The organism is Candidatus Pristimantibacillus lignocellulolyticus, assembly GCA_023639215.1.
GTDB lineage: Bacteria > Bacillota > Bacilli > Paenibacillales > Paenibacillaceae > Pristimantibacillus > Pristimantibacillus lignocellulolyticus.
In genome coordinates, this window is sequence record CP097899.1 from 710,494 (window position 1) to 734,496 (window position 24,003).

The following is a 24,003-nucleotide window of genomic DNA, read 5'->3' on the forward strand; positions in this document are numbered from 1 at the left end:
TTTTATATATTTTCTTCTCGTAGAAAAAGGTATATCGTATTATGATTACAAAATCATTACTTGAACCAGCCCTTGTCTTTGAAGCGAGTAATAGCTTCAATACGATTGCTCACACCCAGCTTATCAAGAATGGTCGAGATATAATTACGGACTGTTCCCGTTGATAGAAAAAGCTCGCTTGCAATTTCTTTTGTATTTTTTCCATCGGCAACTAATCCTAACACTTCTTGCTCACGTTCCGTCAATGGGTTGTCTACACCACTATAAGCTTCATCCATTAATTCAGCATCATAAATTCGTTTACCATCCATTACACTACGAATCGATGTTGCTAATTCCTCTGATGGACTATCTTTCAACAAATAACCACATACCCCTGCCTTAATTGCTCGTTCAAAATAGCCAGCTCTAGCAAAAGTGGTAAGAATAATAACTTTTGTATTACTACCTTTTAACTCTTCTGCCGCTTCAAGACCACTCTTGATCGGCATTTCTATATCCATAATACATATATCAGGTTGGAGCTCTTTAACATAATCCAGAGCTTCTTGACCATTAGCAGCTTTGCCTACAACAGACATATCGTCTTCCAAATCAATTAACGAAGCCAAAGCTCCGAGCAGCATACGCTGATCTTCAGCAATTACAATATTTATCATGATATCGACTCCTTCATAGGTTGACGAACGGCATGTGGAACTGACAATTTCAATGTCGTACCTACTTGATCTGTCGTGTCAATATTTAGTGAACCATTCACGAATTCTAGTCGTTCTTTCATACCTCTTAACCCATTACCCCGATTATCTGACTGTCCAAATGTCATACCTATACCATCGTCATGTACGGTAAGAATAACTTCATCCGCAGTAGTATCAATAGAAATGTAACAATGAGTTGCCTGACTATGTTTAACTACATTTGTGACAGCTTCCTTCATGCACATACAGAGAACATTTTCAGCAAGCAAGGCAGTCGATTGAAGCTTGGGGTCACCACGTAATTCATAACCAATTTCCGCTGCCGCTAGAATTTGACTTACGTTGTAAACTTCATCTTCTAGTCTAGTCCCTCGCATCTTCGTCACAAGCTCTCGTACTTCCTTCAATGCAATTCTTGCTGTAGATCGAATATCTTGAATCTCACTCTCCGCTCGAGATACATCCTTATGCAACAATTTACCCGCTAGATCACTTTTTAATCCAATGAGTGAAAGCTTCTGTCCGACAGTATCATGCAAATCTCTTGCAATACGCTGTCTCTCCTCTAGCTTAACTAATTCCGATATTCGCTTATTGGCATGTTCCAATTCGCCTTCTAATTGATCCTGCTTTTTCTGGTTGTACGTATTGAATGGTAATAAAATTACGATTACAAGCGAGATAAGAATAAATGGGAATTGTGTGAAAAATATCGTTTTCTGCACAGCCAGACCATAGTTAACTGTCACGAATGTTGATATCAAATGAATGATATACAACGTATAAAAACCCGCTTTACTTTTAATATTTCCAATAAAAAAAGCAAGAAAAATTGAAAAATACACGTAACTGAAATTGACTGTCATAATCATCGAGATGACAATTTGAAAACTTGTCCATACATATATTGGCCAACCCTTAGATAGAAACGCTATAACATAACAAACAAAGAATGCAATAATAAGTACGGTTCCAGATATCATTTCAATAGAATCCGAGTTACTAAATATAAAGTAGAACGGTAGAATGCAGAATACTAGCCAAATATATGGCGATAAACCCGTTCCTCTACTAAACGTTTGATACCATTTATTCATGTAATACACTACCTATCTACATAATCTTAAGTTAAGTTTAACATATCTACCAACATGAAAGCCCTAACGATGAGCTTACACTCATCGTTAGGGCGAATAGTTAACTTGCTTGTTTAGTCGGACGATGATTATTGATCATTATTTTCTTTGCTTCGCGGAAACCAACAAAGCGATGATTTTCTTCATCCCATAAACTAACCTTTAATGATAATAAACTTTCGCGTATGCCGATCGTTGTTGCTTGATGCAATGGAGGTGTTTCGTTATGAGCTTTTTCTAAGAAATAATTCGGAACTTTCGGGCTAAGATGATGCACATGGTGGAAACCAATATTTCCTGTTAACCACTGTAACAACTTAGGAAGACGGTAGTAAGAGCTACCCTCAACTGCAGCTTTGACATAACTCCATTCATCATTATGTTCAAAGTAAGAATCTTCAAATTGATGTTGCACATAGAATAACCAAATACCTAACGCACCTGAAACGTAGAATACAGGAATTTGTACAAGTAATAGTGCTTGCCAACCAACTGCCCACGTTAATAATGCATACATACCAACGATCAAGAAGTTCATCAAATACGTATTCATTCTTTCTTTCCGACGTGCACCTTTACGATTGAAGCGATATTGAAGCAGAAAGACTACAAATGGTCCTAGCACAAACATAACTAGCGGATTACGATATATTCTATAATATAATTTTTGGAAAGTAGATGATTGTTCGTACTCTGTTACTGTCATGATCCACAGATCGCCTACACCACGTTTGTCAAGATTACTACTTGTTGCATGGTGAATAGCATGTGAGTTCTTCCATTGTTGATAAGGCACATGAGTAATCACACCCGTAATAATCCCTACAATGTCATTAGCGCGCTTATTTTTGAAGAATGAGCCATGCGTGCAATCATGAAAAATAATAAATGTCCGAACAACGAACATACCAGTAGCGATACTTAGAGGTAACGTAAGCCAATAGGATACACTTAAACTTAGGTACGTTAAGTACCATAGAGCAATGACGGGAATTAATGTGTTGCATAGCTGTCTGATACTAATAGACAACTTCGTTTTCTCATATGGTGACATGCTTTTCTTCAGTTGAAGCTGCTTTGGATCATTCATATACAACATCTCCCTCGTATCCGCTTGTAGCTTTAATAGCTATTGAATACATTTTATATAACTATTGTATACAATTTCCGTCATGTTCATAAGTCATAAACGTAAGGAAAACCACATGACATTTGTCATATGGTTTTCAAAATATTACTATTATTAAAACGAAAGTCCTCTAAAATGCCCATTCATCATTTTCAAAGACAATGTAACTATACCTAGCAACGTGTACCGTAAGTTTACACAAGCGGTCAATGTTCTGCACGAAGCTTCTAATAAAGGTTCAAAAAGTGGGCTTTCAGAATCGAGCAGGTGAAGCGTTACTTGAGAAAGACGGAAGCGCAAGTGTACATGATTACGTACACTCGAACCGTACTTTCCAAGTTCGCTTCTGATGCGATGTCGAATAACCTACGTTAGCGTACCATCGTTATCAAAGTCCACTTTTTGAAGTACCTCTAGAATGCCCATTCACCTTTACGGAATACTGGGATCACAGTTCCATCTTTTTGAATACCGTCAATATCCATATCTCCGGATCCAATCATAAAGTCATTATGTGTAATACTTGCGTTAACGCCATTAGCTGCAAGTTCTTCTTGCGTCATTGTTTTACCACCATCGATATTGAAAGCATAACCGCTACCGATCGCAAGATGATTTGAAGCATTTTCATCGAATAGTGTATTAAAGAATAATACACCTGATTGCGAAATCGGTGAACGATGTGGCACGAGTGCAACTTCACCTAGATAATGTGAACCTTCATCAATTTCCACTAATTTCGCTAAATATTCGGCACCTTGCTCTGCTTCATATTTTACAATACGTCCTTCTTCAAATGTAATCTTGAAGTTATCGATGACGTTACCGCCATAGCTAAGAGGTTTTGTACTAGAAACATATCCATTCGTACCATTTCTGAGTGGAACAGTAAACACTTCCTCTGTTGGCATGTTAGCCATGAAAGTATGCCCTTGCTCGTTCTCACTACCAGCAGATACCCAGAGATGTTTATCAGATAGCTCAATCGTAAGATCAGTTCCAGGTGCTCTATAATGTAATTTCTTGAAGTGATAATTGTTAAGTGCTATTGCCTTGGCATGCAACGTATCGTTATGCTCCTGCCAAGCTTGAACTGGATCAGCTGCATCTAGACGTACTGCTGCAAAGATCGCTTTCCATAGTAGATCAATTGCCTCTTGCTCAGAAGTTGCTTTAGGGAATACTTTTTTCGCCCATTCGCTACCTGCAGCTGCAACGACTGTCCAACTAAATTTATCAGCTTGCATCGCACGTCTGAATTCCATAAGTCCAGTACCTGAAGCTTTTTGGTACGCTGAAATACGATTGGAATCTACACCAGATAGGTTATCTGGGCTATCTGATACGATAGAAATGAATGCTCCTCTTTTTTCTGCGAATTGCATCCGTTTATCTGTTTCCCACTGTGGGTAATTACTGAATACATCTTCAGCAGCCTTAGTATATTTCAAACGTGAAAGTTTGTCGTCTGTCCACTCCACATGGACATTAGATGCACCTGCTTCATAAGCTTGATTAGCTACTGAACGAACCAAGTTTGCCTGTTCTACAGCGCCTGTAATGAATACGGGTTGACCCGGTTGTACATTAACTCCAATCTGTACAATTAATTTCGCATATTTTTCTAGTTGTTCATTTCTATTGATTGACATATGTACATCTCCTTTAATTGTGTTGACTCTAATTTTCATAGTATGGTTCATTACATTACAGTATATTATACCACTTGCCTGTTTACGATTCACTTTTTTAAACGTTATGTGTTATGTTGCTGATGTTCCATCTTAAATTTATTCAACACAGCTTGAAGTTCTACTGATTGTTGAACCAATTGATTAATTGTCTGTCTGCTTTGATCAACAGAATGAATTTGTGTAGTAATCGTTTCCTTCATTTCTTGTGTTACAAGCAAGGTTTGTTCCGTTAAACTCGCTGCATGACTAGCCAAATCATCTAGCATTCCCATTGTTGCACTAATTTGTGCAGAGGTGCTTGAAACATGTTGAGCTTGCCCTTCTACATCACTTACCTCTTGCGAAATATGCTTGAAGGCAACACCTGCTAATTGAACTGCAGAGACACCCGATTCAATATCTTTCATACTAATTGAGGATGCCGTATTTACCTTTCCAGTAAGAGATAACATATCACTTATAAGCTGTTCTACTTCTGTAGCAGCTTGGTCACTCTGGTCAGCCAACTTACGTACCTCTAAGGCAACGACATGAAATCCTTTACCATGCTCTCCAGCTCTAGCAGCCTCAATAGAGGCATTTAATGCTAATAGTGCAGTTTGTGATGCAATACGTTTAATGATGAGAACCATTTCCTGTATATCTTGTGAGTGAGTATTTAAGTAGGAAATATCAGCTGTCACTTGAGCAGAGGACTGGTAGATATGATCCATCTGCAATTCTAATTGCTCCATCGACTCATTGCCTGTAGAAGATATATGACTAGCTCGATGTGCCATACTTAACATGGACTCCGAAGTGGCTGCAACGGAGAGCATCCCTTTTCCGACTTCAGACATTACTTTTTTCGTTTCAATTGTTGCTTGGTGCTGAGCACTAGATTGTTGATCAGCGACCTGCAAATGATTATCTACACGTTCGTTTAGTACATCGGATATAGCCATATTTTTATTCAAAATTTGCACACTATCATTGATGACCTTCAAGCTACTAGCTATACGCTGTAACATTGCTTGTAGATCACTACTCATATCATTAAACACTTGTGATAGTTGGGCAATTTCACCACTACCTTTTACCTCTATTTTATCAGTTAGCACACCATTACTTACCTTCTTCATACTACTTACAAGTGAGCTTATAGGCTTAGTCATTATTCTTGCCACTAACCATACGAGTAAGATCGAGATTAACACAATGACGACTGACATCATGAACATGTCCTGCTTATTCTGCTTCAATAATGCATAAACATTAGTGGCATCAAAATCTGCTCCAATTATTCCGATAATTTGACCATCTGATGCGATAATTGGTAAATAAGCAGATAACGTAGCACCAAAGGCTTCTGTATAATCTAAAGTACCTATTTTCACTTCACCAGTCTTTAACGTATTATGCATTGCTTCATCGGTTTCAAGTTCTTCATCACCTAGAGCCGAAAAATAATCACTTTGCGGATCGGTTCCATCGACAATGTAGTAGTAACTAGCATTTCCGTTAAGCTCTTTAGATATCATCGTATATAAATATTTTAGACCATTCGTTTCTCTAATTTGCTGTAGTTGGGCTTGTAAAGTATCGTAATATGTATTTCTCTCCATAGATGACGATAACTCCTGAAATTGCTCCACATCGATAATTTTACTTGCAGAAATAGCAATTGATCTAGCTTGCTCACCTATCGTTTGTAATATTAATTTTTCAGAAGATTGATATAGACTATAGCTTAATATGAATCCACTAACACATAATATCGTTGAAAAAAACAATATCATACGAGATTGCAAACTTTTGAACACACTTACTCCTCCTATAACTTTTCGTAACCATCCAAGGACTATTCCTTACAAAACGAAAAACAGCTTCCGCAGCATCGTCCTAAAGTCCTATACTACAATGTAAAATTATAACATGATATCATAAAGCTGCATATTATATTAAGACGATTCCAATGTTTCTTACGCAAACAAAAAACGTGATTTAATCTCAAAAGATTAAATCACGTTTTTATTATAAGAAATTAATATTTGCTACAGTAACAAACTCATCCAGTCTTCTTTCGTAATTGGACCAAAATAGAATGCCAAATCTATGTTATCAGAAAGTTTACTTAACTCTTCTTCTGTATAACGTATGCCAATAAGCTGCTCAGCAACTTCATTACGATCTCCACGACCGAAAAAGTCACCAAAGATCGCTGCATCTTGAATAACACCATCTTGCACATTCAGACGCACATCGAATGTTCCGGCACCTTCAACACGTTTACGCTGTTGCATATTGAACTGCGGAGAACGCCCGTAAGTCCACTCCCAGCTACGATAACGTTCATCAGCAAGCTGACGCACCTTTTTCCAATCTTCTTCAGTTAGTTCATAAGATTGAACTTCACCTTCGCCTGCAAAAATAGAGTGTAAAATTTTCACGCGAAACTGTTCAATCGTCATTGGCTCCTGTAAAAACTCCGTAATGTTAGCGACGCGACTTCTAACAGATTTCGTTGATTTAGAAGCATACTTTTCTGCATTTACTTTCAAAGCACTCGCAACATTTTGCATTTCAGAATTGAATAACAATGTACCGTGACTAATGATTTTCCCTCTAGAATGGAACTGTGCATTTCCCGATATTTTCTTCTCACCAATCTGAATATCATTACGCCCTGTTAACTCGGCTTCAATACCCATAGTACGTAACGCCTCTACGACTGGCTCGGTAAACTTTTTGAAATTATGGAATGAGGATCCATCATCTTTCATAATAAAACTAAAATTCAAGTTACCTAGATCGTGATATACTGCACCACCACCACTCATACGACGCACAATATGAATATGGTTTTCTTTCACATATTCAGCATTGATTTCTTCAACTGTATTTTGATTTTTTCCAATAATAATTGAAGGTTCATTAATATAAAATAAAAGATAATTGTTTTCAGGAAGTTGTCTGAAAATGTATTCCTCTAGGGCTAAGTTTATTGCTGGATCATGATTGCCTTCGTTACTTACAAATAACATTATATATTCCCTCCTAAAACTTTTTTGATCTTCCTAATATAACTTCATTGTACAAAAAAGTTGCTTCGGAAGCATAAGCTAAATCTTTTTTGAGCTTCTTAGCGTGCTTCCTGTTACAGAAAAGTTACTTCGGAAACGTAATTTCTTGAACACGTTATCATCGAATTATACTCTTAGTGAGTATCGCTTTTCAACTTTGCCTCTTAATGACATAATAAAAATATATCAAATGGACATGAAAAGTTTTTAGTGCATGCTTTCGATGCTACTTTTCATCTACGACGATGAAATCTAAGAGAAAGTTTTAGGAGGATATTATGAGATACAAACAACTTGGAAATAGTGGTTTAACGGTGTCGGCAATTGGGCTTGGAACAAATGCATTTGGCAAACGTGCAGATGCACAAACTTCTACATTAATTATTGAACAAGCTATTCATCATGGTGTTACGTTTATAGATACAGCCAATATTTATGCTGCTACTCAATCGGAAACTATTATTGGTAATGCGATTCTCGGCAAGCGTAATGATATTGTACTTACTACAAAGGCTGGACTACCTAATGGAAAAAGTCCTAATCATAAAGGCTCTTCACGCCATCACCTTATGCAAGAACTAGAAGCAAGTTTAACTCGGCTTCAAACGGATTATGTTGATTTATATCAAATTCATACATTCGACCCGAACACTCCACTGGAGGAAACATTGCGTTGCCTTGAAGATATGATTACATCAGGTAAAGTTCGTTATATTGGTTGCTCTAACTATCATGCTTGGGAGCTAATGAAGGCATTAGGAATTAGTGAACGACTAGGCTTATCGAAGTATATTTCTCAGCAAGTCAGTTATTCATTAGCCGATCGAACACCAGAACGTGAACTGATACCACTTTGTATCGATCAAGGTATTGGCATTATTCCGTACTTCCCACTTGCTGGTGGTATACTAACTGGTAAGTATGAATCCTCCCTCCAAACTCCTGAAGGATCACGAGCACAAACTGATCCAAGCTTTAATCGTTTTCTAACAGAACCTACATTGAAGCTTAGTCAAGATTTACAACAAATCGCTAATCAGTATGAGACAACACCTTCAAACCTTGCCATTGCGTGGTTACTCCATCAGCCAGTGGTAAGCACAGTTATCGTAGGCGCGACAAAGACAACACAGTTAGTAACTAATTTGGAGGCACTAGACTTTTCTATTAATGTTCAACTTATGGAACAGTTAAATAACATTAGTGAAGACTTCCGTCATGGTGAACCATTTGCGTCATATCGAATCTGAGCATGAATTAGAAAAAACTATACTAAATACTAATAAAAAGACATAGCTACTGCACACGCATGCTGAATTACTCTGCATGCGTGTGTAGCGCTATGTCTTTTGTTATCGTTGATAATATTACTTAAGATCGGCTGGGAACACTAGACCAATCTGCTTACGTGCTTCATCCATAATTTCCATCGTAATAAGAGAGTTCTCGAAAGAGTTAATAGGTGATTGTTTCTTATTCTCTTCTAGTAATTGAATAAAATGTTCGATTTCATAATACATATCTTGCTCAATCGTCGGTAAACTCAAATCGACTTGCTCACCACCACGTGGATTTAATGTGATGCGACTAGGTTCACTTACGCGATCAAGCACTATGTTACCTTCTTCCCCTTGAATCTCAACAGGAAGTGATGAATTAGAGATTTTCGAATACATTACTACTGCATCCATATCAGCGTACTCCAATATAATGCTACCTTCACCGTCTACTCCTGAATCAAGCATAAATGCTGAAGCTTTTACTGACTTCGGCTTACCAAATAACATGACAGCTGGATAGATACAATAGACACCGATATCCATTAATGCACCGTTAGAATATTCTGGCTTGAATGCATTGAGTACATTACCTGCTTTATACGCATCGTAACGGGATGAGTACTGACAAAAGCTTGCGAAATAACGTCTTACTTGCCCAATCTCACTAAGATGTTCCGCTGCCTGACGAAAAGCTGGCATTGTCGTTGATTTCATTGCTTCCATAAATAGTACTTGCTTGCGTGTTGCAGTTTCAATTAATTGTTTCAATTCTTTGCTATTCGAAGTAACAGGCTTCTCACAAAGTACATGAATGCCTTTCTCTAATGCTATTTGTGCATAATGAGCATGTAAATTCGTTGGTGAAGCAATATATAACGCTTGAATATTCCCGCTCTCAAGCATCTCTACTACATCTGTATAGCAATGAACGATATTATGTTTATCTGCAAAATTTTGAGCTGTATCTAATGAACGAGAACATACTGCTCCTACTGAGAAATTCGTCAGCATGGAGCCTGCTGCTATAAATCGATCACTAATAAAGTTAGTTCCAATGATACCGAATGAAATCATAAGATCCCTCTTTCTCAGTAATATAATTATTTGTTTTGAAGTTGCTTCCAAACTGCTTTGTTACTATATTTTTTGTTGAAGCTAATTTCTTCTCCAAACCATGTTGGTGGAACAAATTCATTAGCTGCATCCATAGATTCAAATTCAACCTCAACAACAACAAAATCGACTTGATCATAAATATCAATTTCTACGATGATATCATTCCACTTCGCAGTAATCCGGTCTTTCGTTAACGGAACAAAACCGAATGCTGTCATCACTTGATCATAAATGACTTGGGTAATTTCATATTCAACTTCTTCACGTGCAAGTCCAACACCATTTTTAAATGTATGTGTGTAGCTATAGTTTCCTGTAGCGGTATCCTTAATTCGTCTAACACGAAGTTCTTGATCAACATCCATTGCAATATAGGTTTGCTCAATGCGATGTTGTGATTGCTGTTGAATAATACCTTGCTCTATTAACTGTTGCGCAGAAATTTCCAACAGATATTTACGTTCAATTTCTAATGCCATCTTAGATTGCCTCCTAAACTTTTTATAGCTACTCGAGTTACTTCTTCAAGACAAAAAGTGACTTCGAAAGCATATACTAAAACTTTTATTGACCACTTGTTTTGCTTCCTGCAAATAAAAATCACATAGGAAGCATGACCTTTTCTTATCCCTACAAGCTATCAGAATATAACGACTGATGCAAGTACTTAAAATGCAAGTTCATATATTGTGCACTCATGATACAATAGAACATAAGAGATTATTACATAAGGAGCTAGATAATGGATATTACACTTATTCCGATATCACTCATCGATGAAGATAAAGATCAACCGAGATATCAATTTAGTCAAGAAGCACTTGCAGAATTAGCTAATAGCATATCAGAAATTGGTTTGCTTTCTCCAATAAAAGTACGCACTGTAGAAAATGGTCGTTACATGATCATTTATGGTAACCGCCGTTATAAAGCTTCACTAATGGTCGGACTTGAGAAAATACCTTGCATCGTATCAACAGCAACAGATGAGATGGATATTTATTTCGAACAAATTGCCGAAAACTTAACCCGTGAAGACTTCTCCCCAATTGAAGAAGCCGAAGCCTTCCATAAATTAATGAATGACGCTCGCTTCCATAGTTCCATGAAGCTATTATCCAGTAAGCTAGGTAAGCCAGAAAGTTACATTAAAAACAAATGTGAATTATTGAAATTTGGCAATGCGGTTAAAAAACTTATTGTCGGTGGTACACAAATACGTAAAGATTGTTTGACAGAAGATCAATTAATGCCGTTAAAAGACTTGCCATTTGAATATCGTGATACACTAGCACTTACGGCTGCAAGAGATGAATTGCCTGTTAGCGATGTTAAAAAAATTGCTAAATTGTTCAAGGATCAGAACATCTCAGATGCAACGAAAGAAAAGCTATTACTGAAAAATGGTGGCGGATTAATAGAAACCTGGTCAGTATTCGAGCAGAATCGCAAAGAAAAACTAGCTCGTGAAAAAGAACGTCAAGCAAAAGCGGAACAAGAAGAGTTACGTAAAGTTGAACAAGAAGAACTTCTTAAAGTTGAAATGGCCCAGCAACAGTTGTCCACCTATGAAGAGGGTACGCGGGAAGTATCCACAACAACTGTGCCTAACACATATGATGTAGATGAAACTAGCCAACATAGTCATAGCGCTCAATATGCTACTTCTACTCTTGTAGCTCCAAGCGTTGTAGTACAACTAGAACAGACGAGTTATACGGACTCACTAGATGGATTATTACTGCAAGCGGAGCATCTACTTACTCAGATTACTTCTGGTGATATGAAGCAGTTAGAAGCCACTTCACAGCTTTCTAACGTCATGCTAACGAAACTCCAGCTGCTAACCCAGCAATGGAAGCTAATTCAAAAAAGCAGCAATGAGTAGCGAAGTAGCTTCAAAAAGCGTGCTCCACCTGCTCGACTTCGAAAGCCCATTTTTTGAACCGTCATCGTAAACGGTAAACGAACATATATAACAAAAGAAATGCCTTGTTTTGTGATTCGACAGTCTCTTTGTCGTAACCTTAGCGGGCATTTCTTCTATTTCAATACGTATTCAGCTATATTTTTACTATGATCCCCAATACGCTCCAAGTTGCTCAAAACATCAAGAAAAATCGCACCTGCATTACCCCGGCAACGATTATCATGAAGCCGCTTGAAATGACCAGTTCGGAACTCAAGTTCCATTCGATCTAGATCTGCTTCTCTTCCTAATACATCAGCGGCTGCTGAACGATCATTTTGCTCAAGTGCATATATGACACGAGAAATAATCCACTCGGCTGCATCAAACATCGTATGCAATTGTTCTAATGCTTCCTTAGAAAATTGTAGTCGATTGCGAATGCAATAATCAGCTAATTCCACTACATTATCTGCATGATCACCAATACGTTCAATATCATTAACGATATGAAGTAATCCAGTTGCTTTCTCAGATTCTTGTGCCGTAAGTCCATGTTGATGGATTCGTACCATATAATCGGTAATTTGATGATCCAATTCATTAACAAGTGTTTCTTTCTTCAGTGCCAGATTCGCAGAACGAGAATCTTGCTCAAAAAAATAATGAGACGCATGTAGCAATGTTTCGCGGGCAATTGTGCCCATACGGATGACCTCATATTGTGCTTGTCCTAGTGCAACACTCGGTGTAGCTAGTAATCGCTTGTCTAAATATTGTGCACCAAAAATAACTTCCGCTGTAGTGTGTTGCGTCTGAATAACGCTATTTGCTAATTTAAGAAGTAATGGTGTAAATATAATAAAGATTATTCCTGTGATAAGTTGGAATATTCCATGTGCCGTAGCAAGTTGCATTTTGATTTGTAGCACTTTACCTAGCCATTCTATAATTGAATAGATCGGTTGTTGTAATAGTAGAAAAATAGTCGTGCCACATACGTAGTATATGACATGTAGAAATACTACCCGCTTTGCTTTGATAGTAGCACCAATAACTGCAATACATGCTATAACTGCCGAACCTATATTACTTCCTAATAAGATTAGAATCGCACCATCCAACTGAACTAGCCCTTCATTAGCAATCGTTTGTAATACACCTATTGCAGCATTAGAACTTGTAAAGAGTAACGTCAAAACTATCCCCATAATAATGCCAAACAAAGGGATATCGGATAAATTCAGCATAAATTCATTCGTATAATGGGAAAGCGAAAGAAATTGCAAACCATTTCTTGTTATTGATAATCCTAGAAATAATGCGCCAAAACCAAACACAACTTGCCCGATATACTGTAGTCGTTTGTAATGAACGAATAATAATAAAATAACCCCAACTGTAATGATAGGTAATGCATAATTTTCTATATCAATACCAACCATGAAAATTGTTACCGTCGTACCAATATTAGCACCGATAAGCACACTAATCGCTTGTCTTAAACTCAGTATATTGGCATTCATCAGTCCGATTATTAAAATAATTGCCCCTGTGGAACTTTGGAATAATATAGTTATTAGAATTCCGACAAGTACACCGAGTAACGGATGAAATGTATAGGTAGCAAGCCAATGACGAATATTATCACCTGCGGTTTTTTGCAAACCATCGGATAAGTACTTAATTCCGAATAAGAAAATTGCAATACCACCTACAATGTGAAAGATCGTATCTTGTATACTCACAATAGCTCCTCCAAAATAAATATCATTTACAATTTAAAAATGATCTAGCATTAATTTGTAACATGAATGAAATATTTCATTCATCTTGCCTTAATATTAATTGGCTATACTTCTAAGTGACCCCCTTTTTAATAATATAAACTTTCGACCCACAGCCCGTTGCTGTGGGTCCCTTTTTTGTTAAGACATATTTTGCTCGTACCAATCCCAGAATAATCCCACTTGTTCAGGCTTATGGGCATCAGATCCATACACACATTCAATGCCTAATTCTGTCGCTTGCTTAATAAACCAACTAGGAACATAAGCTTGTTCACATGTTGCTACTCTGAATCCAGCAACATTAATATCTACTCCTACGCCACTCTCTTGTAACAGCGGTAGTAATTGTTCCAAACGTGACCTCATTAGTGATTCAGATATAGGAGGTAACTTATGAGCAAATTTGGTAATAAGATTCAAGTGACCAATTCGTTTCCGCATATTAAGCCCACTAGCATGCTCGATAGCAAGTTCCACATGATCGAAATAAATATCAATCAATGTTTCCATTGAACCATAATATTGTAAAAGATTATGTGTGAAATCTTCGGCTGTGAAGTCAACACAATACATTGCATCTTGTCCAGGTAAGTAATGTACGGAATAGACAACATCCTCAAGTAAGTGTCCCCATTTACTAATAAGTTCATCAGTATAATCTGTCCGACCGTGTAAATAGTCCAATTCTAATCCAATTGTTACTTCTATTCTGTCTGCATACTTTTCCTTTACTTGCTGTACGTAGGTAAAATATTGTTCTAATTCCTCTTCTGGCATCGCTAATTCTTGAAACAATGACTCGTTATTAATCCACCCTGCTGGAATTGGAGGATGTTCAGTTACAGAATAACGAGTGAAACCTAATTCTATCGCCTGCTCTACATATTTCTCTAATGGAGCATCATTACCATGATAGCAAAATTGTGTATGTGTATGGCCGTCCCATTTCATCATAACTAGCACCTCGAAATATCTTTATTTTTATATTTTTGTCGTAAGTCCATTCTACCCTATATAACTATTGAAAGTGAATAATTTAAGGTTATTATATTTAGTTTCACTTTTATTATATGAAACGCTTAATGAAATCAGTGAAATTATTATTAAGTGCAACCTTTATATAGTCGTATGCGTCTCTAGTTGTGACATATATGTAAAAAGGAGCCTAACTAAACATGAAACAGAAGAAACATATTTGGAAATCGACAGCTACATTACTTATCGCTCTAACTATTGTACTTAGTGGATGTGGGAGCAATACTAATAACAGCGTGCCTGTTCCTACACCTACCCCAGAAAACATGACTGCTGAAAATGATACAGTAGATGAAGGTTCAGATACTGGACAAGTCGAAGAAGACATCACAACAGACGAGGAAACTCAACCATCTTCCGAACCAACTACGACACCTGATGCTACAGCGACAGCTACACCAACACTAGCTCCGACTGAAAAGCCTAGTACATCTATTAAACCTGAAGCATCAGCCAAACCAACTGCAACTGTAAAACCAACAGCTAAACCGACTGCTAAGCCAACGGCTAAGCCGACTGCTAAACCTACAGCTAAACCGACTGCTAAACCATCTGCAACACCTAAACCAACGGCTAAACCGACTGCTAAGCCTGAGGTTCCTGCTAGTGTTGATGTAAGTGCAATTAGTGCTCAAATCATTAAAGATTTACAATTTTCTGCCATGATGGAAATGACTGGAGAGTCAATCTCTGATGTATTCTATATTGATAGTGGTAAATATGTTGAAGAAGGTATATTCCAAGTAGCAATGATGAATGTTAAAGCAGCTGACCTTGCTATTATTAAGCTTAAAAATGAATCTGACTACGACACAGTGAAAGCGGCATTAACGAAGCGTGCTGAAGATGTTCAGGCTTCATTCGAAAAGTATTTACAAGATCAATATGAATACGCAAAAAATTATCAAATCGTTCGTCAAGGAAAATATGTGCTTTACTCCATCTCACATGACCAAGAGAAAGTACTTGAAGTTTTCAATAGCTATGTAAAATAGGATATTCCTATTCATTACACTCTAATATTATAATAGCCATCGCCAATGTCATTCATTGCGATGGCTATTATTGTTTTATTACATGTCTACGTTAATATGCGTAAAGTCACTTACTTTGAACAACCCTTGATCCGTAAGCTTCAGCTCCGGAATAACTGGCAATGCAAGAAATGATAACGTAAGGAATGGATTGAAATTTTGCTTGAAACCAATATCACTTAGTGCTTTGTTCAGGTTATCTAGCTGCTCATATACATATTCGAATTTTTGATTAGACATTAACCCTGCAATTGGCAAGGAGACTGAAGCGAGTACTTTTCCATCATCTACGATGACAATACCACCCTTTAATTGCTCTATAACATCTATGCCCAGCAAAATATCTTCATCATTTACTCCTACCGCTACGATATTATGAGAATCATGTGCGATCGTTGCAATGATTGCTCCCGAAGTAATTCCTAAACCTTTCAATATCGCTACGCCAACCGTTCCTAATGCCTTATGTCGTTCAGCTACGACCATTTTCAGTTGATCTTTCTCTATAGATGGTTGGAAGAGTAACGAATCATCCAGATCAACTTGTTCAATAAGATGTTTCGTTTCGATACTATTAGGAATAATACCAATAATATTGGCTTGTTTTGTGGCATTAATAATGGAGAGCTCCAAGCTTTTTTTCGTGATTGGTTTAATATTAATACTAGACATCATCTTCTTTATTGGGTCTGTTGCATGCACAACAGGTCCAACATATTTGCTATCATGAGCTACTAATAGACCTGATTTATAAACATGTGAAATAGATATTTCTTTGATACTATCCAGTAGCAAGATATCCGCAATATAACCAGGAGCAATGGCACCACGATCTTTAAGTCCAAAACATTCCGCAGCATTCAATGTCGCCATCTGAATAGCTAGTATCGGATCGACTCCTTCTTCTATAGCAAGACGCACATTATAATCAATGCTACCTTCATTTACTAAATCATCTAAATGTTTATCGTCCGTTACAAACAAACATCTTCTAGCGTTTTTAGCGTTCACTGCTTTAATAATTTCGCGTAAATTTCTAGCAGCTGATCCTTCACGTAACATGACATACATTCCGCGTTGTAGTCTGTCTCGTACTTCTTGTGGAGTTGTACACTCATGATCTGTACGAATTCCTGCTGTCATATAGACATTTATAGCTTCTTTATTAAGCCCTGCAGCATGTCCATCAATATGTTTATTGTGAGCAGAAGCTGATTGTAATTTATCCATTACAGCTGGGTCACCAGAAATAACTCCTGGTGCATTCATCACTTCGCCCAAACCAATAACTCTTTGGTGCTTATAATAGGGTTCAAGTTGCTCAGCAGTCAATGTAGCACCAGCATTCTCGAATGAAACCGCTGGAACACATGATGGCAACATATAATATACATCTAACGCTATATCTTCAGAAGATGAAATCATATAATCTAGTCCATCTTCTCCACTTACATTAGCAATTTCATGTGGATCTGCAATAACTGTTGTAACACCATGAGGTAGAACAACATGAGAATATTCCACTGGAGTAAGCATTGATGATTCTATATGAACATGCCCATCAATAAACCCTGGAGCTATATACTTATTGCGAGCATCTATTACAATTTTACCTTCATAATCCCCAATTCCAACAATCATTCCTGCAGTAATGGCAACATCGCCCTCTAATAATTCCTGATTAAAAACATCAACAATTTTACCGTTTTTAATAACAATATCGGCTAACTCTCTTTTCGCAGAAGAGGCTATATTTCTTAACAGATTACTATTATCTCTACTCAAAACATTACTTCCTTCCTTATGATTATCATGTTAGTAATTTTGTACATTATAACTCATCTTATGTAGAATGCGAACCATTCGAATAAAGGTTAAAAAACTACAAAGGGTTGCTTCATTGTAGTTATGTCTACAACAAAGCAACCCTTCTCTAATGTTTCTTATTCCAATCTAATGCCTATTCCGAATGGATCAACAACATACATAAAGCCTTCATTTCTAAGAACGGTATAACCAGCTTCGTCTAAACGACCAGCGATTAGTTCACGATCTCCATCACTAGGAAGCTTGATTGTGAAATATTCCAATCCAGTCGCATTATGTGGTAATGGTCTTGCTCCACGGCCATTCCATACATTAAGTCCTATATGATGATGGTAACCGCCAGCACCTACAAATAATGCTCCATTAGCTGACCAATCTGATTCAAGAGTAAAACCTAGAATACCATTGTAGAACTCATCGGCTTTCTTCAAATCTGCGACATGTAAGTGTATATGACCCATGACCGTTTCCGTATCAATTCCATAAAAAACTTCATTTTCACTTTCTTTTAATAAACCTTCCCAATCAATGGGGTCTGAAGCCATCTTCACCATGTTATTACTATCATATTTCCATTCAGAGCGCGGTCGATCTCGATAAATCTCAATACCGTTATTATCTGGATCTGATAAATACAATGCTTCACTTACCAAATGGTCTGCTTGTCCGAGTTGAACTCCATGTTCAATTAGATGACGTAAAATGCTACCTAATGCCTTACGATTGGGCAATAACAATGCATAGTGATATAAACCACTATGTCCTCGATGTGACCCCTTATATACATCATCAATTTCGGTAAGCTCAATTAAAATCGTCGATCCATTTGCCGTTAGTTGTGCTGATTTATCGGTTACATTTATCGATTTTAGTCCTATTATGCTTTCATAAAACGTAATTGATCGTGCTAAATTTTCTACCTTTAACTTCACAAGACCAAGAGACGTATTTTCATTTATTATAAATGTCATAAGAACAACCTCCATTTACTATAGTTACTTACTTTTTATAAGTTAATTATATTATTATCACCGTTGTGTGTCAATCTTACAATTCAACTATTGCATTGATTGTTTATTTTGCATAACAGATTATAAGCTGAATGCATTGCTACAGTGTTTTTATTTTTCATTATACTCTTATTATTTACGATATCTGACTATTTATGTGGCGAGCGATTAGATAATCCATCTACTTCCTTATTATATCTACAAAGAGTTAAGAGAACGTAGAATATTTACTCATAAAAATTCGACATCCCTTTCGTATAGTACATAGTTGTAACTTTACTATTCGTAAATCTATTAGTAAGTAGTTAAAAGTACGATGGCATCTACTATATAAATCTATAAAAATATTAAATTTGAAAAGGTAGGATATACACACATACGCATGTACCACCTTCTTCATATGATAAAGGAGTACTAAGGGAGGTGGTTTTTTTGGATACATTGTCCAATAATAAACAAATTGATAAGCTTCAACCAATGAAATACAAATCTAAAGAAGTAACGATTAGTGGTATTCATCCTACACCTGGTCGCCGTGGACCAACAGGTCCTCCTGGTCCTCGAGGTCCTCGAGGTTATCCAGGGTGTCCGGGTCCACAAGGACCTACAGGTGCAACTGGACCATTTGGTGTTGGACCTACCGGTCCTACTGGCGCTACTGGTGTAACTGGACCTACTGGTCCTTCTGGTGGTCCTCCTGGCGCTACTGGCGCTACTGGCGCTGCTGGCGCTACTGGCGCTGCTGGCGCTACTGGCGCTGCTGGCGCTACTGGCGCTGCTGGCGCTACTGGCGCTACTGGCGCTGCTGGCGCTACTGGCGCTGCTGGCGCTACTGGCGCTGCTGGCGCTACTGGCGCTGCTGGCGCTACTGGCGCTACTGGCGCTACTGGCGCTACTGGCGCTGCTGGCGCTACTGGCGCTGCTGGCGCTACTGGCGCTGCTGGCGCTACTGGCGCTACTGGCGCTACTGGCGCTACTGGCGCTACTGGCGCTACTGGCGCTACTGGCGCTACTGGCGCTACTGGCGCTACTGGCGCTACTGGCTTGGCAGGAGCTACTGGCGCTACTGGCTTGGCAGGAGCAAGTGCCATAATTCCTTACGCTTCAGGGTTACCGGTTACACTTACGACAGTTTTAGGCGGTGTCCTTAATAGTAAATCACTTATTGGATTTGGCAATTCCGCTGTAGGCGTAACACTCGTAGGTGCTAATATCGATCTGACTGGAGCCACAGGATTGTTGTTAAACATGGCATTCTCAGTTCCGAGAGATGGTACTATTACAAGTATGTCCGCATATTTCAGCACAACAGCTGCAATTTCACTTATCGGTTCAACACTTACTTTAACTGCTCAAGTATTTAGTTCAACTACACCTAATAATATCTTCAGCCCTATTCCTGGTGCTGTTGTAACATTATCTCCTTCACTAAATGGAATCATTGCAATAGGTGCTACTAGCAGTGGAAACACGACCGGCTTAAACATCCCCGTCACTCAAGGTACTCGTCTATTATTAGTGTTCTCTTCGAACGTTACTAGCGGATTAGATGTAGCTACAGTAGTTGCAGGATACGGAAGCGCAGGTTTATCTATTAACTAATATGATATAAATATAAGGACTGCCACGCTGTATAAACTACAGCATGGCAGTCCTTTTCAATTAATAAACTATCTATAAATTTCATAGTCTACTATACTATTAGGCTATTATTTTGTGAAAAGGTAGGATATTCACACATACGCATCTACTGCCTTCCGCGTATGATACAGAAGTTCTTAGGGAGGTGTTTTTTTGGATACAAAGTTCAATAACAAACGAAGTGATAAGTTTCAACCAAAGAAATACAAGTCTAAAGATGTAATGATTAGTGGAATTCATCCCACGCCTGGTCGCCGTGGACCAACAGGTCCTCCTGGACCTCCAGGACCTCCTGGGCCTCCAGGACGCCCAGGACCAGAAGGTCCTCCGGGAATTGGACTTACTGACATCGTACCATTTGATCCGAGATTTGCTCCTTTTTACCAAGTGGGGCAAGTTGTTTCTTACGACGGCGTACTCTATGTGGTAACAAATGCTCCTCCTCAAGGTATTCCAGGTGAAGGTTCACCTGACTACCAAATCATCTCTGTTGCTGGGCCTGCTGGACCTACTGGGGTTACTGGCGCTACTGGTGCGGATGGAGCTACTGGCGCTGTTGGGGCTACTGGTGCTACTGGTATTGCTGGACCTACTGGCGCTACTGGAGCTACTGGTGCGGATGGAGCAACCGGACCTTCGGGTGGACCTCCAGGACCTACTGGGCCTACTGGGCCTACTGGAGAATTTGACACTAGTCAAATATTATTTACAGTTGAAGGTCCTACTGGAGATACAGCAACAGTGCTATTAGGACAGACTTTGTCATTTGAGTCTACAACATTAGATATTAATGTTACTCAAGGCTCGGCTATTGTAAGTATCGAGTTGCCTACAATTCCAGTAGGTCCTACTGGTGCGACCGGTGCTACTGGGGCGGCTGGCGCGACTGGCGCTGATGGCGCGACTGGGGCTACTGGGGCGGCTGGCGCTGATGGAGCTACTGGAGCTACTGGCGCTACTGGCGCTGATGGAGCGACTGGCGCTACTGGGGCTGATGGCGCTACTGGCGCTACTGGGGCTACTGGTGCAGCTGGCGCTGATGGCGCTACTGGCGCTGATGGAGCTACTGGCGCTACTGGCGCTACTGGCGCTACTGGTGCTACTGGGGCGGCTGGCGCTGATGGCGCTACTGGCGCTACTGGGGCTACTGGTGCAGCTGGCGCTACTGGAGCGACTGGTTCTACTGGCGCTGATGGAGCTACTGGCGCTACTGGTTCTACTGGCGCTGATGGCGCTACTGGGGCTACTGGTGCAGCTGGCGCTACTGGCGCTACTGGCGCTACTGGCGTTACTGGCGTTACTGGTGCAGCTGGCGCTGATGGAGCTACTGGAGCGACTGGGGCTACTGGCGCTGATGGCGCTACTGGGGCTACTGGTGCAGCTGGCGCTACTGGCGCTACTGGTGCAGCTGGCGCTGATGGAGCTACTGGAGCGACTGGGGCTACTGGCGCTGATGGCGCTACTGGGGCTACTGGTGCAGCTGGCGCTACTGGCGCTACTGGTGCAGCTGGCGCTGATGGAGCTACTGGGGCTACTGGCGCTACTGGCGCTGATGGTGCTGATGGAGCTACTGGCGCTACTGGCGCTGATGGCGCTACTGGGGCGACTGGGGCTACCGGTGCTGATGGTGCTGATGGTGCTACTGGTGCAACCGGTGCTACTGGGGCTGCTGGCTCCGATGGAGTAACTGGGGCGACTGGGGCTACCGGAGCTGATGGGGCTACTGGTGCTACTGGTGCTACTGGTGCGGCTGGCACTGATGGAGCTACTGGTGCGACTGGCGCTGCTGGCGCTACTGGTGCTACCGGAGCTACTGGGGCTACTGGCGCTACTGGGGCTGATGGGGCTACTGGGGCTACCGGAGCTGATGGTGCGACTGGCGCTGATGGGGCTACTGGCGCTGATGGGGCTACTGGCGCTGATGGGGCTACTGGTGCTACTGGCGCTGATGGGGCTACTGGGGCTACCGGAGCTACTGGCGCTGATGGGGCTACTGGTGCTACCGGAGCTACTGGGGCTACTGGGGCTACTGGGGCTACTGGCGCTGATGGGGCTACTGGGGCTACCGGAGCTACTGGCGCTGATGGGGCTGATGGGGCTACTGGTGCGACTGGCACTGATGGTGCTACCGGAGCTACTGGCGCTGATGGGGCTACTGGTGCTACCGGAGCTACTGGGGCTACTGGTGCTACCGGAGCTACTGGGGCTACTGGGGCTACTGGCGCTACCGGTGCTGATGGGGCTACTGGTGCGACTGGCACTGATGGTGCTACCGGAGCTACTGGTGCTGATGGGGCTACTGGTGCTACCGGAGCTACTGGGGCTACTGGCGCTACTGGGGCTGATGGGGCTACTGGGGCTACCGGAGCTGATGGTGCGACTGGCGCTGATGGGGCTACTGGCGCTGATGGGGCTACTGGTGCTACTGGCGCTGATGGGGCTACTGGGGCTACCGGAGCTACTGGCGCTGATGGGGCTACTGGGGCTACCGGAGCTACTGGGGCTACTGGGGCTACTGGGGCTACTGGGGCTACTGGGGCGACTGGGGCTACTGGCGCTGATGGGGCTACTGGGGCTACCGGAGCTACTGGCGCTGATGGGGCTACTGGGGCTACCGGAGCTACTGGGGCTACTGGGGCTACCGGAGCTGATGGGGCTACTGGCGCTAATGGGGCTACTGGGGCTACCGGAGCTGATGGTGCTACTGGCGCTGATGGGGCTACTGGCGCTACTGGCGCTGATGGGGCTACCGGAGCTACTGGCGCTAATGGGGCTACTGGTGCTACTGGCGCTGATGGGGCTACTGGGGCTACTGGCGCTGATGGGGCTACTGGGGCTACTGGGGCTACTGGGACTACTGGCGCTACTGGCGCTACTGGCGAAGAAGGCGAAGAAGGTGCTACTGGCGCTACCGGCGCTACTGGGGCTACTGGCGCTACTGGCGCTACCGGCGCTACTGGCGCTACTGGCGCTACTGGCGCTACTGGCGCTACTGGCGCTACTGGCGCTACTGGCGCTACTGGGGCTACTGGCGCTACTGGGGCTACTGGCGCTACTGGGGCTACTGGGGCTACTGGCGCTACTGGGGCTACTGGAGCTACTGGGGCGACTGGAGCTACTGGGGCGACTGGGGCGACTGGCACTACAGTGACAACTACAAATGCGTTTGCAGACAACCAAGCCGGATCAGTTATAGCAGTTGTTTTAGGTGGAACAGATATACCACTACCAAACTCACAAGTTCTAAATAGTGTAACCGTCAATGGAGCTAATACTGTATTTACGATTACTCAAACAGGCACTTATTTCTTAAGTTATGACATTAATATTACAGCAGCTTTATTAGTATCATCTAGACTATTGCTTAACGGTTCACCTTTACTACCATCTGTCATTAGCCCAGTTGCAAATCTAAGTAAGTTCTCAGCTTCTTTAATTACTACACTTACAGCTGGTGATACTTTGGAACTTCAGTTGTTCGGTTTACTAGGAGCTGCAACACTTCAAGCTGGTGTAGGTGCTTCACTTACAATTATTCGCATAGTGTAACGATTACAGTTTGATTAATTTTCTTTAAAATAAATCAGCCTTCTTACGGAGTGTTTTACTACTCTGTAAGAAGGCTTTTTATTATGTCTT

At 40.7% G+C, this 24,003-nt stretch carries 16 protein-coding genes and 1 pseudogene; 5 read left to right on the plus strand and 12 right to left on the minus strand.

Annotation, left to right across the window (positions count from 1 at the left end; genetic code table 11):
- Positions 1–56: 56 nt before the first annotated feature.
- The 6 genes from NAG76_02910 to NAG76_02935 all read right to left on the minus strand — a co-directional run bounded on the left by NAG76_02910 (position 57) and on the right by NAG76_02935 (position 7,683).
- Positions 57–659 carry a response regulator transcription factor gene (locus NAG76_02910; GenBank protein URN95227.1) on the minus strand — a complete coding sequence of 201 codons (603 nt, stop codon included), beginning with the start codon at positions 657–659 and terminating at the stop codon, positions 57–59.
- Complete coding sequence (locus NAG76_02915; protein ID URN95228.1) at positions 656–1,798, minus strand: sensor histidine kinase; 1,143 nt, start codon at positions 1,796–1,798, stop codon at positions 656–658. The genes NAG76_02910 and NAG76_02915 overlap by 4 nt, the downstream gene beginning before the upstream one ends.
- A gap of 100 nt (positions 1,799–1,898) precedes the next feature.
- Positions 1,899–2,927, minus strand: coding sequence for a fatty acid desaturase (locus tag NAG76_02920; GenBank protein URN95229.1), 1,029 nt, complete (start codon positions 2,925–2,927; stop codon positions 1,899–1,901).
- A 452-nt stretch (positions 2,928–3,379) separates the two neighbouring features.
- Positions 3,380–4,618, minus strand: coding sequence for an aminopeptidase (locus tag NAG76_02925; protein URN95230.1), 1,239 nt, complete (start codon positions 4,616–4,618; stop codon positions 3,380–3,382).
- A 104-nt stretch (positions 4,619–4,722) separates the two neighbouring features.
- Entirely contained in the window at positions 4,723–6,462 is a 1,740-nt protein-coding gene (locus NAG76_02930; GenBank protein URN95231.1) for a methyl-accepting chemotaxis protein, read from the minus strand.
- A 231-nt stretch (positions 6,463–6,693) separates the two neighbouring features.
- Complete coding sequence (locus tag NAG76_02935) at positions 6,694–7,683, minus strand: lipoate--protein ligase (GenBank protein ID URN95232.1); 990 nt, start codon at positions 7,681–7,683, stop codon at positions 6,694–6,696.
- Between the two features lie 317 nt (positions 7,684–8,000).
- On the opposite strand from NAG76_02935, the gene NAG76_02940 reads away from it, so the two are divergent.
- Positions 8,001–8,972, plus strand: coding sequence for an aldo/keto reductase (locus NAG76_02940; GenBank protein URN95233.1), 972 nt, complete (start codon positions 8,001–8,003; stop codon positions 8,970–8,972).
- Between the two features lie 117 nt (positions 8,973–9,089).
- Here NAG76_02940 and NAG76_02945 read toward each other — a convergent pair whose 3' ends face one another.
- Positions 9,090–10,076: a Gfo/Idh/MocA family oxidoreductase gene (locus NAG76_02945; GenBank protein ID URN95234.1), complete on the minus strand. Its 987-nt coding sequence runs from the start codon at positions 10,074–10,076 to the stop codon at positions 9,090–9,092.
- Positions 10,077–10,102: 26 nt separating this feature from the next.
- Entirely contained in the window at positions 10,103–10,597 is a 495-nt protein-coding gene (locus tag NAG76_02950; GenBank protein ID URN95235.1) for a CYTH domain-containing protein, read from the minus strand.
- A 263-nt stretch (positions 10,598–10,860) separates the two neighbouring features.
- Here NAG76_02950 and NAG76_02955 point away from each other — a divergent pair, with 263 nt between their 5' ends.
- Positions 10,861–12,006: a ParB/RepB/Spo0J family partition protein gene (locus NAG76_02955; GenBank protein URN95236.1), complete on the plus strand. Its 1,146-nt coding sequence runs from the start codon at positions 10,861–10,863 to the stop codon at positions 12,004–12,006.
- A gap of 155 nt (positions 12,007–12,161) precedes the next feature.
- Here the strand turns inward: NAG76_02955 and NAG76_02960 are convergent, their stop codons facing one another.
- Positions 12,162–13,775, minus strand: a complete 1,614-nt coding sequence (locus NAG76_02960) for a Na/Pi cotransporter family protein (protein URN95237.1) — start codon at positions 13,773–13,775, stop codon at positions 12,162–12,164.
- Positions 13,776–13,955: 180 nt separating this feature from the next.
- Positions 13,956–14,768, minus strand: coding sequence for a histidinol-phosphatase HisJ (gene hisJ, locus NAG76_02965; GenBank protein ID URN95238.1), 813 nt, complete (start codon positions 14,766–14,768; stop codon positions 13,956–13,958).
- Between the two features lie 224 nt (positions 14,769–14,992).
- Here hisJ and NAG76_02970 point away from each other — a divergent pair, with 224 nt between their 5' ends.
- Positions 14,993–15,847 carry a DUF4358 domain-containing protein gene (locus NAG76_02970; protein ID URN95239.1) on the plus strand — a complete coding sequence of 285 codons (855 nt, stop codon included), beginning with the start codon at positions 14,993–14,995 and terminating at the stop codon, positions 15,845–15,847.
- Between the two features lie 78 nt (positions 15,848–15,925).
- Here the strand turns inward: NAG76_02970 and ade are convergent, their stop codons facing one another.
- The gene (gene ade / locus NAG76_02975) at positions 15,926–17,671 is read right to left on the minus strand and encodes an adenine deaminase (protein URN95240.1); all 1,746 of its coding nucleotides are present in this window, start codon (positions 17,669–17,671) and stop codon (positions 15,926–15,928) included.
- A gap of 158 nt (positions 17,672–17,829) precedes the next feature.
- Positions 17,830–18,684 (minus strand): VOC family protein, encoded by an 855-nt coding sequence (locus NAG76_02980; GenBank protein URN95241.1) that lies wholly within the window; start codon positions 18,682–18,684, stop codon positions 17,830–17,832.
- A gap of 621 nt (positions 18,685–19,305) precedes the next feature.
- On the opposite strand from NAG76_02980, the pseudogene NAG76_02985 reads away from it, so the two are divergent.
- Both NAG76_02985 and NAG76_02990 read left to right on the plus strand, forming a co-directional pair.
- Positions 19,306–20,325: pseudogene (locus NAG76_02985) on the plus strand (collagen-like repeat preface domain-containing protein).
- Between the two features lie 261 nt (positions 20,326–20,586).
- Positions 20,587–23,913 (plus strand): collagen-like protein, encoded by a 3,327-nt coding sequence (locus tag NAG76_02990; protein URN96748.1) that lies wholly within the window; start codon positions 20,587–20,589, stop codon positions 23,911–23,913.
- Positions 23,914–24,003 lie beyond the last annotated feature (90 nt).